Below are 15,162 nucleotides of genomic sequence, written 5' to 3'. Positions count from 1 at the left end.
GTGCCCACACCCCAGGAACCCGGTTCGCCGCACGTACCCGGGACGCCCACCCCGGGTGACCCTGCTGGACCTGGGCCCCGGCAAGGTCCGGGCCAGGCGACGGTACGGGTACCACAGCTCGACCGGCATCTCGTACCTCGACGGCGCCCGGCTGCGCCGGCTGAGCCGCTACGGAGGCGGCACCAGCGCCGTCGAGTTCCTTGAGCAGAGACGGAAGTTGGGTTCCGGCCATCGTCCGGCACCCCGGGTCGGGGAGTGCAGGGGCGGCGGACGAGCGCCGGGGCGGGCGGGGACGGAGGACGGGCGGGCGGCGGTGCCCGAGGGGCCGGTGGGTCCCCGCAGGGGCGGTGGGACGGGTTCCGCAAAGGCCGACAACCGCCCACCGGATCCTGCCGGTGGCCTGGGCCGAACGGATGTGCGCTCCTATGATGTGAGGCGCCGTCAGGCCGCGCGAGCCGCACACCCGTCCTCACCACCCCAGGGAGTACGCCCATGCCCGGCCGCACCGTCGCACCGTCCGTACGCTCCGTCAGACCCGTCCGCGCCGTCCTGCTCGTCTTGGCCATGCTGGCCGCGCTGCTGGCCGCCGCCCTGCCCACGGCGGGGGTGGCCCGGGCCACCGTGCCGGACCGCTGGGGCTTCGCGTTCCTGGACAACCCGACCCCGCCGCCGGGGTACGTCCCCGACCTGACCAGGCAGTGGGGCAGTTGGCCCTCCCCCGCCGCCAACCCGGTCAAGGTGGACCAGCTCGCGGTCGGCAAGTACGTGGTGCACTTCCCGCTGATCGCCGGGCCGGGCGGCATCGCCCACGTGACCGCGGTCGGCCGCACCGGTGACTGGTGCCAGATCAAGGGCTGGTCCACCGCGGGCACCGGGCAGGACGTCGCGGTGAACTGCCACAAGCTCGGCGGCGCCCCCGTGAACAGCCTGTTCACCGTGCTCTACACGACCAGCAGCGGGGTGCCCGCGCCGGCCGGTGGCAGCTACGGCTACACCTACTCGGCGGTCAGCGGCGCGGTGCTCGCCCAGTACAACTCGGCCGGCGGGGTCAACTCGGTCAGCCACGGCTCGACCGGGATCTGGAAGGCCTGGCTGCCCGGCCTCGGGCTGTCCACCCAGGCCGGCAACATCGAGGTCACCGCGATGGACCCGGTGCAGGGCGCACGCTGCAAGGTGGCCGACTGGGTGCCCGGGTCGACCGGACAGACCGTGGTGGTGACCTGCTTCAACGCGGTCAACGCCCCGTACGACACCCAGTGGACGCTGAGCTACTCGCTCCAGCGGGCGGTGCACGGACCGGCGTTCCCGCCGAAGTCCTTCGGCTACCTGTGGTTCAACGGCGGGGTGCCCGCGGCGACCAACTTCAACTCCAGCGGTGCGGTGAACACGCTGGCCGGCTCGTCGCCGTACACCGTCACCCTGCCCGGGGTGGCCGTCGTCCCGGACACCGCGCAGGCCACCGCGTACGGCGCCGGCCCGGGCTGGTGCGGGCTCACCACGCCGTGGACCCGGAGCGCGGGCACCGTGAAGCTCTCGACGATCTGCTTCAGCACCGCCGGCTCGCCGGTCGCGTCCCCGTTCCTGACCGCCTACACCTCGGCCTTCTGAGGCGTTCTGACGCACCGTGAGCCGGGCCCGGTCACCCGGGCCCGGCTCGCACCGGTCAGGCCAGGCCGTTGAGCAGGTCCGCGATCGGCTTGCGACGGCCGGTGTAGAACGGGACCTCCTCGCGGACGTGCAGCCGGGCCCGGGACGGGCGCAGGTCGCGCATCAGGTCGACGATCCGGTGCAGCTCGTCCGCCTCGAAGGCGAGCAGCCACTCGTAGTCGCCGAGCGCGAACGAGGCCACCGTGTTGGCCCGCACGTCCGGGTAACCCCGGGCCATCTTGCCGTGCTCGGCGAGCATCGCGCGGCGCTCCTCGTCCGGCAGCAGGTACCACTCGTAGGAGCGCACGAACGGGTACACGCAGACGTACTCGCGCGGCTCCTCGTCGGCGAGGAACGCCGGGATGTGCGACTTGTTGAACTCGGCCGGGCGGTGCAGCGCCATGTTCGACCAGACCGGCTCCAGCCGGCGGCCCAGGGCGGTGCGGCGGAAGCGGTTGTACGCCTCCTGCAGGTCGTCCGAGTCCTCGGCGTGCCACCAGATCATCAGGTCCGCGTCGGCCCGCAGGCCGGAGACGTCGTAGCTGCCGCGCACCGTGACGTCCTTGGCGGCGAGCTGGGCGAACAGCTCGTCGACCTCGGCGGCCAGCGCGGTCCGGTCCTCGGGCAGCTCGGTCTTGAGCTTGAACACCGACCACATGGTGTAGCGGATGACCTGGTTGAGGTCGCGGGCCTTCTTCTTCGCGGGCTGCTGTTCAGTGGACTCAGTCATGCGCCCATTCTCCCTTCCGTGACGGGCGCACCGGCGCCCGGGGTCAACACCTCGTTGACGGCGCGCCGGGCACTGGCCACACAGGCCGGGATGCCCACCCCGTCGTACGCGGCCCCGCACACCGCCAGGCCGCCGACCCCCGCCACCGCCGACCGGATCCGGGCCACCCGGTCCAGGTGCCCGACCGGGTACTGCGGCAGCCCGCCGGCCCAGCGGGTCACCGCGGTGTCGTACGGCTTCGCCCGCAGGCCGACCGCCTCGGCCAGGTCGGCCAGCGAGCGGGCCACCAGCTCCTGGTCCGACCGGCCGAGCGCGGCCTCCTCCCGGTGCCGGCCGAGCGAGGTGCGGAGCAGGAAGCTGTCGGGCGCCGAACGTTCCAGCCAGCCCCACTTGTTGGAGGAGAAGGTGGACGCCTTGATCTGCCGGCCGTCCACCGGCGGCACCAGGAAGCCGCTGCCGGCCGGCGCCGCGTCCAGGTCGGCCCGCCGGAACGCCATCGTCACCAGCGCCATGCCGGCGTACTCCACCGTGGTCAACTCGGCCGCCGCACCGGGGACGTCGGCCGCCAGCAGCGCCGCCGCCTGCGGGGCCGGCACCGCCAGCACCACCGCGTCGGCGTGCAGCACCTCGCCGTTGCTGACGACCCGCCAGCCCTCGGGCGTGCGGCGCAGCTCCTGCACCGGGCTGTCGGTACGCAGCTCGGCCCCGTTCTTCCGGCAGGCCGCGGCGACCGCCTCCGGGAAGGTGCCGAGACCGCCGCGCAGCCCCTGGAACACCGGTCCGCCGTTGCTCGGCCGGGCGATCAGCTCCCGCACCCCGGCGGCCAGCGAACCGCCCCGCTGCGCGATCGGCAGCAGCGCCGGGACGGCCGCGCGCAGCGAGATCTCGTCCGCGTGCCCCGCGTACACCCCGCCGAGCAGCGGCTCCACCAGCCGGTCCACCACCTCCCGGCCCAGCTTCGCGGCCACGTACGACCCGATCGAGACGTCCGCCCCGACCTCGGCCGCACCCTCCTGCCCGGCCCGCGCCACCCCCTCGGCGGTGAGCACCCCGGACGCCGCCAGCGCCGTCAGATCCCCCGGCACACCCATCAACTGCCCGCCCGGCAGCGGCCGCAGCGCCCCTCTGGTCCAGATCGCCGCCTTCGCCGTACTCGGCGGCTCCAACTCCTCCGCCAGCCCGACCTCCCGGGCCAGCTCCACCGCCTCAGGACGCCGCGCGAGCATCGACTCGGCCCCGAGGTCCACCCGGACCCCGCCGACCTCACCGCCCCACAGCTTCCCGCCGAACCGCCCGCTCGCCTCCAGCAAGGTGACCTGCGCCGCCCCGCTCGCCAGCCACGCCGCGGTCAGCCCCGCGATACCGCCACCGATCACCACGACCCGCGTCTCTGCCATGTCCCGCAGTCTCGCAGAGCCGCCGCAAAACCCATCAATCAGGACGCCGGCGGCTTCGCTCCAGCGTGTCCAGATCCAGCGTGACCGGGAAAGGGACGGGCCGTTCGAGCTTTCCCCGGAAGATTCCCACCGTGAAGTAGGTGGCGGTGGCCAGGTCCAGCTCGTAGACGTGCGCCACCACCCCGTCCCCCTCTTCCTCGATCCGCCAGTAGTGGGGAATACCCGCCTCCGCGTACTTCCGATGCTTGACCGTCCGGTCCCGGTGCTCGGATTCCGGCGAGACGACCTCGACGACCAGCAACACCTCATCGGGCGCGAACCAGGTCCGGCTCCTTCGGTACTCCGCATCGACCACCAGCAGGTCCGGTTCAGGCCGATTGCGCGGATCGAGCCGGATCGTCATCTCCCGCTCGACATCAATCCCGTCAGGCGCCTGGAGCTGCAGCTCGAAGGTCAGACCGGAGACCACCCGACTGTGCCAGGCGCGCTGGGGAGACATCATGAAGATCAGTGCTCCGTCGATCAGTTCGGTGTGCCGAGGCGCCTCGGTCAGGCTGTCGAGGTCCTCCGCGAACCAACCCTCTTCACGCGGTGGGTACATCCAGTCGGGCAGCACGCTCATGACTCAAGCCTGTCACAAACCCGTGGGCTGTCCCCTTCCTCCTCGCAGAAGTGTCGATCGAGGGAGACTGTCATGGCGGACGTGGTGCTGCTGACCGGGGCGACCGGGGTGCTGGGGCGGGAGGTGGTGGCACGGGCGCGGGCGGGGGGATGCCGGTGCGGGCGCTGACCCGGCGGGCGGAGCTGCCGGTGGGTGAGGGCTTGGAGTGGGTGCGGGGGGACCTGCTGAGCGGGGACGGGCTGGCGACGGCGTTCGCCGGGGTGCGGGCGGTGATCCACTGCGCGACCGACATCCGGCACCCGAAGAACGACCTGCCGGGCATCGAGCGGCTGCTCGCGGCGGCCCGGACCGCCGGGGTGGGCCACGTCGTGAACATCTCGATCGTCGGGGTGGACCGGATCCCGTACTTCTACTACCGGATCAAGCTCGCCGGTGAGCGGCTGCTCGCGGACTCCGGGATCGGCTGGAGCAATCTGCGGGCCACCCAGTTCCCGACCCTGCTGGACTCCGCGTTCGGGGTGCCGTCCAGGCTGCCGGGGCTGCTGCTGGTGCCGAGCGGCACGGTCTGCCAGCCGGTGGACCAGCGCGAAGTGGCCGAGCGGCTGGCCGAGTTGGCGCAGGGGGCGCCGGTCGGACAGGCGCCCGAACTGGGCGGGCCGACGGTGTACCCGGCCGAGCGGCTGGCCGGGAGCTGGCTGGCGGCGGCCGGGAAGCGGCGGCGGGTGCCGGCCGTCCGGGTGCGGGACGGGCCGGGGCCGGCTTCCGCAGCCGCGCGCTGACCACACCGAACGCGGACGGGGTGCGGAGCTGGGAGGAGTGCCTGGCGGCCGAGGTGGCCCGCTGAGCGGACACGGCTCGCCGATGCCTGACCGCAACGCGACCGGGCCGTGACCGACTTGCGATCGCCGGGGCGGATCCCGGTCGGGGCGGGCCGCGTCCAAGGCGGGACGGAGTCGTTCCAGGGAGGGATTCGGACCATGGCGGGCACGGGGTACGGAAGACGGCGGGCCGGGCTGGCGGTGGCGGGGGCGGCCACCGCCGTGACGGTCCTGCTCAGTGGGTGCGGGGCGGACGGGGGCAGCCGGAACTCCTCGGACGCGGCCGCCGCGCCGCAGGCGCAGACCCAGAAGATGGCCGAGGGCGCGGCACCGGCCGCGGGGGCGCCCGCCACCGCGGGCGACGCCAAGTCGGGGGCGGCCGCGGCTTCCGCCGCCCCGGCGGGGGCCACCGAGGCCCCGGTGGCGCCGCGGCTGATCGCGTACACCGCCCAGCTCACGCTGCGCAGCAAGGAGGTGGCCAGGACGCTGGGAGAGGCCCGGGACCTGGCCACGGCGGCCGGTGGCTACGTCGCGGGCGAGCAGCTCGGCGGCAAGGGCGGGGACGGTGCGACGACCGACGCCCGGCTGACCCTCAAGGTGCCCTCGGCGACCTACCAGCAGAGCCTGGACCGGCTGGCCGGGATGGGCGAGGTGCTCTCCCGGAGCAGCCAGGCGGACGACCTGACCGAGCAGGTGGCCGACGTGGAGAGCCGACTGAAGACCCAGCAGGCCAGCGTGGACCGGGTCCGGAAGCTGATGGCGGAGGCCAAAACGCTGACCGAGGTGGTCTCGCTGGAGAGCGAACTGAGCCGCCGCGAGGCCGAGTTGGAGTCGTTGCAGCAGCGTCGGCAGGGGCTCACGGCCCGGACCTCGCTGTCCACCATCACGCTCCAGGTGTTCGCCGAGTCCGGCCCGGCGCCGAAGGCGGCGGAGCGGAAGGACGGCTTCTGGGCGTCGGTCGGCGGCGCGCTGAGCGGTGGCTGGCACGTGCTGGTGGCGGTCGTCCGCGGCCTGCTGATGGCGGTCGCGGCGGTCGCGCCGTTCCTGCTGGTGCTGGGGCCGGTCGGGGCACTGCTCTGGTGGCTGCGCCGCCGCAGCCAGGCCGGGCCGGCCTCGTCGGCCGCACCCGCGGCCGAGGCGCCGGTCGTCCCGGAGCGGCCGGACCGGGACCCGGCGGAGTGAGCGCGGCCCGACCGACGGTCCGTCGAGGTGACGGACCGTCGGCCGGGCCGGTGGCTCAGCGGGCGGAGCTGCGGTGCACGAAGTCGACCAGCCGGCTCAGCGCGTCCGGGTCCATGCTCGGCATCACGCCGTGGCCGAGGTTGAAGATGTGGCCGGTGTCGCCCACTGCGGCGGCGGCGTCCAGCACCTCGCGGGCCTTGGCCTCCACCACCTCGGTCGGCGCGTACAGCACCGCCGGGTCGAGGTTGCCCTGCAGCGCCCTGCCGGGGCCGACCCGCTCGGCGGCCACGTCCAGCGGCACCCGCCAGTCCACGCCGACCACGTCCGCGCCCGCCTCGCCGAGCAGGCCGAGCAGCTCACCGGTGCCGACCCCGAAGTGGATCCGGGGCACGCCGTACCCGGCGACCGCGTCGAACACCTTGGTGCTGGCGGGCATCACCGAGCGGCGGTAGTCCGCCGGGGCGAGCGCGCCGACCCAGGAGTCGAACAGCTGGACCGCCGAGGCACCCGCCTCGATCTGGATCTTCAGGAACATCGAGGTGATGTCGGCGAGCCGGTCGACCAGCGCGGCCCACAGCTCGGGGGCGCCGTACATCATCGCCTTGGTCTTCTCGTGGCTCTTCGACGGGCCGCCCTCGACCAGGTAGCTGGCCAGCGTGAACGGGGCCCCGGCGAAGCCGATCAGCGGGGTCGAGCCGAGCTCGTCCACCAGCAGGCCGACCGCCTCGGTGATGTACGGCATGTCGGACGGCTCCAGCGGTCGCAGCCGCTCCAGGTCCGCGAAGCTGCGGATCGGGTCCGCGATCACCGGGCCGACGCCGGGCTTGATGTCCACGTCGATGCCGACCGCCTTGAGCGGCACCACGATGTCGCTGAAGAAGATCGCGGCGTCCACCTTGTGCCGGCGGACCGGCTGCAGGGTGATCTCCTTGACCAGCTCGGGCCGCATGCAGGAGTCGAGCATCGGGATGCCCTCGCGCACCTTGAGGTACTCGGGGAGGGAGCGGCCGGCCTGGCGCATGAACCAGACCGGGGTGTGCGGCACCGGCTCCCGGCGGGCGGCGCGCAGGAACGCGGAGTCGTGCGCGGCGCCACGGCGCGCGGCGGGCTGCTGACCGGACTGGGCTGCGGTTGTCTCACTCACGCCCAAATCTTCGCACGCGCCCCCGGCCCGGCCGTCACCAACCGCTCGTGGGTTCCTCCAGGACCGGACGGGCACCGGCGGAGCCGTCCTCGACCCCCTTCGCCGGCCCCAACTACCGGGCGGTCCAAGGCACGATCGGACAACCGTCACGCCACACCGGCCGAAATCACTCGGATTGCGGGCCCGGCCGACCTAGGCTCTCGGTCATGGCAGCGGTCGGCGGGCACCCCGCACAAGGTGGCGGAACAGGCAAGGAGTCGGCGCCGATCGAGTTCCGCGATGCGGTCGAGGCGCTGGCGGGGGCGCGGCTGCGTCCCGAGATCGAGCTCTCCCCCGCTCCGGCACCCCGGCGGATGGCCCCCTTCACGTACGCGCTCACCGCGACGGTCGAGGTGGACGGCGAGGAGCTGGCCGACGGCCGGCTGGTGCTGCTCTACGACCCGGCCGGGCAGGACGCCTGGAACGGCGAGTTCCGGCTGGTCTCGATGACCCGGGCCGAGCTGGAGCCGGAGATGGCGGGCGACCCGATGCTCTCGGACGTCGGCTGGGCCTGGCTGACCGACGCGCTGGGCGCGCACGGCGCCGGGTACGCCGAGCCGAGCGGCACCGTGACCAGGTGCGCCTCGCAGTACTTCGGCGGCCTCGGCGACCGGGAGCCGTCCACCGAGATCGAGATCCGGGCCTCCTGGACCCCCGCCGACGGCCGGTTCGACCGGCACCTGGCCGCCTGGGCCGACCTGCTCTGCGTCTGCGCCGGACTGCCGCCGACCACGCCGGCACCGCTCTCGCTGGCCGACGCGCCGTCACTCGGCGGAGTGGTCCCGATGCCCGCGCGGCGCCGTCCGCGCTCCCACTGACACCTCGCGCTCTCCCCTCCAGGAGTGTTTCGTCCGCGAGCGGGCCGAACACCACCCCCAGGACTGACAGGGCGTGACCTGCACTGCCCGCACTGTCAATTGATCGGCAGGAGCTGGTCGTTCCGACTCCGAACGCGACCGATTTCGTTCGATTCCAGGGCATGTCGTATCAGTCACCTGCGCGATTTGTCCGTATTGTTACTCACCAGATCGTGATCATTCGCTAAAGCCGGGCACTGATGATGCCGAAGGTGTCTGTGACCCTTTCCAAACGCGGAACGCTCCGACCGCCCCCATCGGGGTTCCGTCCGCCACTCCCCCAGGAGGCACGGTGTCGGTCCTTCTCGAACACCCCGCAAGCGTGGTCGCCTACCGTCCGACGAAGCCCACCGCCATGGTGGTCATCGCTGATCCCCGCGTCCGAAACACCGTCACCCGGCACCTCTGGGCGCTCGGTGTCCGGGACGTCATCGAGGTCTCCTCCATCGCCGAGGCCCGCCCCCGGGTCTCGACCCCGCGTGACATCTGCGTCGCCGACGTCCACCTCCCGGACGGCTCCGGCCTGACCATCCTGGCCGAGACCCGGGCCGCGGGCTGGCCCAACGGCCTGGCCCTGTCGGCCGCCGACGACATCGGCGCGGTGCGCAGTGCACTGGCCGGCGGCGTCAAGGGCTACGTGGTCACCGGCACCCGGACCAACGTGGCCATGCCCGGCCGCCCCGGTCTGCCGATCGGCGCCGGTGGCCTGGCCGGCCGGATGCGGCGTCCCGGCATGCCGGGGATGCCCGGTGCGGCCGGTGCTCCGGGCGCTCCCGGTGCCCCCGGGGCCCCGGGCGTCCAGCCCACCACCTACCGGGAGCTCTCCGGCCGCGAGGTCGAGGTGCTCCGCCTGGTGGCCGAGGGCCAGTCCAACAAGGCCATCGGCGTGGCCATGGGCCTCTCCGCACTCACCGTGAAGAGCCACCTGGCCCGGATCGCCCGCAAGCTGGGCACCGGCGACCGGGCCGGCATGGTGGCGGTCGCGCTGCGGACCGGCATCATCCACTGATCCCTGGTCAGCCGACACTCCGTCAGCCGATCCACGGCCCGGAAGCACCGCAGGTGGCGGCCCGGAGGAACGTTTCCTCCGGGCCCCTGCCTTTCGCACCCGCTCAGGGGCCCGGGGCTGCACTTTCGGCAGGGCGTTCAGTCGCACTACCCAGAGGCTCGGGACTGCGCCATTGGCAGGGCGTCCGGTTGCACTCCCCAGGGGCTCGGGGCTGCACTTTTGGCAGGCGCTCAGCGGTCGACTACCCAGGGGCTCGGGGAACTGCGAGGAGATCTGGCGTTCGGGTCACTGCGAAAGTCCCTGACCACCCACGCGACGATCACCTTTACCGAGGCCGGCGTCGCAGTTCCCCGAGCCCCTGGACCGTAGCTGGCTGAGCACCTGCAAAAAGTCGGCGTCGCCCACGCGGCGGAGCCGCACAACAGCACAGCCCCGAGCCCCGGACTCCGCAGCGGGCTGACCACCTGCCAAAAAGCCGGCGTCGCCCACGCGGCGGAGCTGCACAACAGCACAGCCCCGAGCCCCTGGCTCCGTAGCGGGCTGAGCACCTGCAAAAAGTCGGCCTCGCCCACGCGGCGGAGCCGCACAACAGCACAGCCCCGAGCCCCTGATGGTGCCTGGCGGAGCCCGAGTAGAGGTGCCCGGCCAGGGGTGGCATATGTCGGGAGCGGTGCTGACCAGTCCGCGGACCTTCCGGTGTGCGGGTACCGTCGTACCCTTGGTGGGTGACCGACGCCGTAGCCATTCCAGAAGAGACAGCCCCGGTCCCGCTCCTCGAACCGAGGGAGGGGCTCCCGCCCGTCGTGGTGGACGAGACCGCGCTCGCCGCGACCATCGCCGCCTTCGCGGCGGGCAGCGGCCCGGTCGCTGTCGACGCCGAGCGGGCCTCCGGCTACCGCTACGGCCAGCGGGCCTATCTCATCCAGCTCCGAAGGGCCGGTGCGGGCACCGCCCTGATCGACCCGATCGCGTGCCCGGACCTCTCCGAGCTCGGCGAGGCACTGGCCGACGCCGAGTGGGTGGTGCACGCCGCGTCGCAGGACCTGCCCTGCCTGGCCGAGGTGGGGATGAAGCCCCGGGAGCTGTTCGACACCGAGCTGGCCGGGCGGATCGCGGGCTTCCCCCGGGTCGGCCTGGGCCCGATGACCGAGAACGTGCTCGGCCTCTCGCTGGCCAAGGAGCACTCCGCGGTGGACTGGTCCACCCGCCCGCTGCCCGAGCCGTGGCTGCGCTACGCGGCCCTGGACGTCGAGGTGCTGGTCGAGCTGCGCGACGCACTCGAGCAGGAGCTGGACGCCCAGGGCAAGCTCGGCTGGGCGAAGGAGGAGTTCGCGTCGATCGTCGCGGCACCCAAGCCCGCGCCCAGGACCGACCCGTGGCGCCGGACCTCCCAGCTGCACAAGGTCCGCCGCCGCCGGCAGCTGGCCGCGGTCCGCGAGCTCTGGCTGGCCCGGGACCGGATCGCCCGCGAGCGGGACGTCTCGCCCGGGCGGGTGCTCTCCGACGTGGCGATCGTGAACGCCGCGCTGGCGATGCCGTTGAACGTCCCCGCGCTGCAGGCCGTCCAGGGCTTCGGGCCCCGGGTGAACCGCCGTCAGCTCGACCAGTGGATGGCCGCGTTGCAGCGGGCCCGGGAGATCCCGGAGGCCGAGCTGCCGCCGTCCACCGCGCCGCACGAGGGTCCGCCGCCGCCGCGCGCCTGGGCCGAGAAGGACCCGATCGCGGCGGCCCGGCTCTCCGGCGCGCGGGCGGCCGTCTCCGAGCTCGCCGAGCAGCACAACGTGCCGGCCGAGAACCTGATCACCCCCGACCTGGTCCGCCGGGTCTCCTGGGAGCCGCCGGCCGAGCCCGACGCCGAGTCGGTCGGAGCCGCCCTGCGCAAGCTCGGCGCCCGCCAGTGGCAGGTCGACCTGGTCGCCCCGGTGATCGCGGACGCCTTCGTCAACGCGAAGGTCCCCTCGGTCGAAACCACCTGAGACCAGGGGCTCGGGGAGACGGCGACGCCGAGCTCGGGAGCGTCCCCGGAGGGAAGCGGGTCACGTGACCCTGCCGAGCTCGGCGTCGCCGTCTCCCCGAGCCCCTGTCTTCCGCATCATGTGCCCTGGGACACATGGGGTGGCGAGTCTGGGCAAGGTAGTTACCGGCGGGTAGCATGGCGGTGAAGCAGAGCCGCTCCGTCATGGGACGTGGTCTGCCACCCAACGTCATGTCCCCTGGGAGGAGAGCCCCCGTGCCTCGTACCTCGAGGGACGTCGTCTTCGTTGACGGCGTCCGCACCCCGTTCGGCAAGGCCGGCCCGAAGGGCATCTACCACGAGACCCGCGCCGACGACCTGGTCGTCAAGTGCATCCGTGAACTGGTGCGCCGCAACCCGAGCCTGCCGACCGACCGGATCGACGAGGTCGCCATCGCGGCCACGACCCAGATCGGCGACCAGGGCCTGACGATCGGCCGGACCGCCGCCCTGCTGGCCGGTCTGCCGAAGTCCGTCCCCGGCTACTCCATCGACCGGATGTGTGCCGGTGCGCTGACCGCCGTCACCGCGACCGCGGGCGGCATCGCCTTCGGCGCGTACGACGTCGTGGTCGCCGGTGGCGTCGAGCACATGGGCCGGCACCCGATGGGCGAGGGCGTGGACCCGAACCCGCGCTTCGTCTCGGAGAAGCTGGTCGACGAGTCCGCCCTGTTCATGGGGATGACCGCGGAGAACCTGCACGACCGGTTCCCGCACATCACCAAGGAGCGCTGCGACGCGTACGCGGTCCGCTCGCAGGAGAAGGCCGCCAAGGCGTACGCCAACGGCGACATCCAGCCGGACCTGGTGCCGATCACGATCCGCAACACCAACCCCGAGGCCGGCGAGACCGGCTGGGGCCTGGCCACCTCGGACGAGCCGATGCGCCCGGGCACCTCGATGGAGTCGCTGGCCGGTCTGAAGACCCCGTTCCGCCCGCACGGCAACATCACCGCGGGCAACTCGGCCGGTCTGAACGACGGTGCGACCGCCTCGCTGCTCGCCGCCGAGGACGTCGCCGTGGAGCTCGGTCTCCCGGTCAAGATGCGTCTGGTCAGTTACGCCTTCGCGGGTGTCGAGCCCGAGGTGATGGGCATCGGCCCGGTGCCGGCGACCGAGAAGGCGCTGGCCAAGGCCGGTCTGACGATCGACGACATCCAGGCCTTCGAGGTCAATGAGGCGTTCGCGGTCCAGGTGCTCGCGTTCCTCGACCACTACGGCATCGCCGACGACGACCCGCGGGTCAACCCGTACGGTGGCGCGATCGCCTTCGGCCACCCGCTGGCCTCCTCGGGCGTGCGCCTGATGAACCAGCTGGCCCGCAGCTTCGAGCAGCGCACGGACGTCCGCTACGGCCTGACCACCATGTGCGTCGGCTTCGGCATGGGCGCGACCGTCATCTGGGAGAACCCGCACTTCGAGGGTGGTAAGTGACCATGAGCACCACTGAGCTGCTGAAGCGCGCGGCCGAGCTGTTCCCGGGCGAGGTGGTCACCACCGCGCACGTCCGTCATCTGGACCTGCCGCTCGGCGCCGGCCGGCTGGCGCTGATCACCCTGGACAACGGCTTCGACCACACCAAGCCGACCACCTTCGGCCCGGGTTCGCTGGCCAAGCTGTCCGAGGCGCTGGACCAGGTCGAGGCCGAGGCCGCCGCCGGTGACATCGTCGCCGCCGCGATCACCGGCAAGCCGTTCATCTTCGCGGTCGGCGCCGACCTCAAGGGCGTCGAGGTGCTCAAGGAGCACAGCGACGCGCTGGCCATCGGCAAGGGCGGCCACGACGTCTTCAAGCGGATCGCCGCGCTGCCCGTCCCGACCTTCGCCTTCTACAACGGCGCGGCGATGGGCGGCGGCGTCGAGGTCGGCCTGCACGCGAGCTACCGCACCGTCAGTTCCGGTGTCCCGGCCTTCTCGCTGCCCGAGGTCTTCCTCGGCCTGGTCCCCGGCTGGGGCGGCTGCACCCTGCTGCCGAACCTGATCGGCCCCTCGAAGGCGATCAAGGTCATCATCGAGAACTCGATGAGCCAGAACAAGCAGCTCAAGGGCCAGGAGGTGTTCGACCTGGGGATCGCCGACGCGATCTTCGAGCCGGCCGACTTCCTGGAGCAGTCGATCCTGTGGGCCGCCAAGGTGCTCACCGGCGCGACCGTGGTGGAGCGCGAGGAGATCGACCGGGGCAAGGCCTGGGACGACGCCGTCGCCTGGGGCCGGTTGGTCGCCGACGCCAAGGTGCACGGGGCCGCTCCGGCCGCGTACAAGGCGCTCGACATCATCGAGCAGGTCAAGGACCAGGACCTCCAGGCGGGCTTCGACGCCGAGGACGTGGCGCTGGCCGACCTGATCATGACCGGCGAGCTGCGCGCGGGCCTGTACGCCTTCAACCTGGTGCAGCGCCGGGCCAAGCGTCCGTTCGGTGCGCCGGACAAGGCGCTGGCCCGTCCGGTCACCAAGGTCGGCGTCGTGGGTGCCGGCCTGATGGCCTCCCAGCTGGCGCTGCTGTTCGCCCGTCGGCTCCAGGTGCCGGTGGTGCTCACCGACATCGACCAGGAGCGGATCGACAAGGGCGTCGGCTACGTGCACGCCGAGATCGACAAGCTGCTGGCCAAGGGCCGGGTCAACCCGGACAACGCCAACCGCCTGAAGGCCCTGGTCACCGGCTCGCTGGACAAGGCCGCGGCCTTCGGCGACGCCGACTTCGTGATCGAGGCGGTGTTCGAGGAGATGGGCGTCAAGCAGACCGTCTTCGCGGACCTGGAGGCCGTGGTCTCGCCGACCTGCGTGCTGGCGACCAACACCTCCTCCCTCTCGGTCACCGAGATGGCCTCGAAGCTCCAGCACCCCGAGCGGGTCGTCGGCTTCCACTTCTTCAACCCGGTCGCCATCCTGCCGCTGCTGGAGATCGTCCGCGGCGAGCAGACCGACGACGCCTCGCTGGCCACCGCCTTCGGCGTGGCCAAGAAGCTCAAGAAGACCGCCGTGCTGGTCAAGGACGCCCCGGCGTTCGTGGTCAACCGGATCCTGACCCGCTTCATGGGCGAGATCCAGGCGATCATCGACGAGGGCACCCCGATCGAGACGGTCGAGAAGGGCGTGCTGCCGCTCGGCCTGCCGATGTCCCCGATCGTCCTGCTCGAACTGGTCGGCCCGGCCATCGCGCAGCACGTCTCGGAGACCCTGAACCGGGCCTTCCCGGAGCGCTTCGGCGTCTCCGAGAACCTCGGCAAGGTGGTCAAGGCCGGCAAGCGCGGCTTCTACGTCTGGGTGGACGGCCAGCAGGTCCTCGACCCCGAGGTGCTGGCGCTGCTGACCTTCGGCGACAGCGTGCTGACCGAGCAGCAGGTGCTGGACCGCTCGCTCGACGCGGTGGCCCAGGAGATCGGCCTGATGCTGGCCGAGGGCGTCGTGGGCGAGGCCCAGGACATCGACCTCTGCATGATCACCGGCGCGGGCTGGCCCTTCCACCTCGGCGGGATCACCCCGTACCTGGACCGGGCGGGCGTCTCGGAGCGGGTGAACGGCAAGAAGTTCCTGGCTCCCGGCCTGGCCTCCGTCCCGGAGTAGTCGGACCGTCAGCCGGAAGGGCCGGGGGCCCGGCCCCCCCCCCGGGGGGGGGGCGCCCCCCCCCCCCCGCCCCCCCGCGGGCCCCGGGGAGTGGAGCCGGGGACACCACGGGGGGCGGGGGGCCCCCCCCCCCACCCACG

12 protein-coding genes are annotated in these 15,162 nt (G+C 72.7%); 8 read left to right on the top strand and 4 right to left on the bottom strand.

Going from position 1 to position 15,162, the window contains the following annotated elements; translation table 11 throughout:
* The first annotated feature begins 492 nt into the window (after positions 1 to 492).
* Positions 493 to 1,608: a hypothetical protein gene (locus ACIRPK_RS10840; protein ID WP_403036008.1), complete on the top strand. Its 1,116-nt coding sequence runs from the start codon at positions 493 to 495 to the stop codon at positions 1,606 to 1,608.
* A 55-nt stretch (positions 1,609 to 1,663) separates the two neighbouring features.
* Here the strand turns inward: ACIRPK_RS10840 and hemQ are convergent, their stop codons facing one another.
* Genes hemQ through ACIRPK_RS10825 form a run of 3 tightly spaced genes read right to left on the bottom strand, consistent with a single transcriptional unit; the run spans position 1,664 to position 4,396 of the window.
* A complete protein-coding gene (hemQ, locus tag ACIRPK_RS10835) occupies positions 1,664 to 2,377 on the bottom strand; it encodes a hydrogen peroxide-dependent heme synthase (protein WP_403036006.1) in 714 nt (237 codons plus the stop codon).
* Entirely contained in the window at positions 2,374 to 3,774 is a 1,401-nt protein-coding gene (gene hemG / locus ACIRPK_RS10830; RefSeq protein ID WP_403036004.1) for a protoporphyrinogen oxidase, read from the bottom strand. The genes hemQ and hemG overlap by 4 nt, the downstream gene beginning before the upstream one ends.
* A gap of 34 nt (positions 3,775 to 3,808) precedes the next feature.
* Positions 3,809 to 4,396, bottom strand: coding sequence for a Uma2 family endonuclease (locus ACIRPK_RS10825; protein ID WP_403036002.1), 588 nt, complete (start codon positions 4,394 to 4,396; stop codon positions 3,809 to 3,811).
* Between the two features lie 155 nt (positions 4,397 to 4,551).
* On the opposite strand from ACIRPK_RS10825, the gene ACIRPK_RS10820 reads away from it, so the two are divergent.
* Both ACIRPK_RS10820 and ACIRPK_RS10815 read left to right on the top strand, forming a co-directional pair.
* Positions 4,552 to 5,175 (top strand): SDR family oxidoreductase, encoded by a 624-nt coding sequence (locus ACIRPK_RS10820; RefSeq protein ID WP_403035999.1) that lies wholly within the window; start codon positions 4,552 to 4,554, stop codon positions 5,173 to 5,175.
* A gap of 198 nt (positions 5,176 to 5,373) precedes the next feature.
* A complete protein-coding gene (locus tag ACIRPK_RS10815; protein WP_403035996.1) occupies positions 5,374 to 6,396 on the top strand; it encodes a DUF4349 domain-containing protein in 1,023 nt (340 codons plus the stop codon).
* 55 nt (positions 6,397 to 6,451) lie between these two features.
* On the opposite strand, the gene hemE is transcribed toward ACIRPK_RS10815, so the two are convergent.
* The gene (gene hemE / locus ACIRPK_RS10810; RefSeq protein WP_403035994.1) at positions 6,452 to 7,540 is read right to left on the bottom strand and encodes a uroporphyrinogen decarboxylase; all 1,089 of its coding nucleotides are present in this window, start codon (positions 7,538 to 7,540) and stop codon (positions 6,452 to 6,454) included.
* Between the two features lie 206 nt (positions 7,541 to 7,746).
* On the opposite strand from hemE, the gene ACIRPK_RS10805 reads away from it, so the two are divergent.
* From ACIRPK_RS10805 to ACIRPK_RS10785, 5 genes are all read left to right on the top strand, one after another.
* Positions 7,747 to 8,397 carry a DUF3000 domain-containing protein gene (locus ACIRPK_RS10805; protein ID WP_403035992.1) on the top strand — a complete coding sequence of 217 codons (651 nt, stop codon included), beginning with the start codon at positions 7,747 to 7,749 and terminating at the stop codon, positions 8,395 to 8,397.
* A 331-nt stretch (positions 8,398 to 8,728) separates the two neighbouring features.
* Positions 8,729 to 9,445 (top strand): response regulator transcription factor, encoded by a 717-nt coding sequence (locus ACIRPK_RS10800; RefSeq protein WP_057229902.1) that lies wholly within the window; start codon positions 8,729 to 8,731, stop codon positions 9,443 to 9,445.
* Between the two features lie 725 nt (positions 9,446 to 10,170).
* Positions 10,171 to 11,421: a ribonuclease D gene (locus ACIRPK_RS10795; protein WP_403035989.1), complete on the top strand. Its 1,251-nt coding sequence runs from the start codon at positions 10,171 to 10,173 to the stop codon at positions 11,419 to 11,421.
* A gap of 254 nt (positions 11,422 to 11,675) precedes the next feature.
* A complete protein-coding gene (locus tag ACIRPK_RS10790; RefSeq protein WP_403035987.1) occupies positions 11,676 to 12,893 on the top strand; it encodes a thiolase family protein in 1,218 nt (405 codons plus the stop codon).
* Between the two features lie 2 nt (positions 12,894 to 12,895).
* On the top strand, positions 12,896 to 15,022 hold the full coding sequence (locus ACIRPK_RS10785) for a 3-hydroxyacyl-CoA dehydrogenase NAD-binding domain-containing protein (protein ID WP_403035984.1): 2,127 nt from the start codon (positions 12,896 to 12,898) through the stop codon (positions 15,020 to 15,022).
* Positions 15,023 to 15,162 lie beyond the last annotated feature (140 nt).

Origin of the sequence: Kitasatospora sp. NPDC101801 (assembly GCF_044766665.1) — a bacterium.
In the GTDB taxonomy this organism is placed as follows: domain Bacteria; phylum Actinomycetota; class Actinomycetes; order Streptomycetales; family Streptomycetaceae; genus Kitasatospora.
The sequence above is the reverse complement of the archived record's forward strand: the minus strand, read 5'-3'. Positions and strand labels throughout refer to the sequence as shown.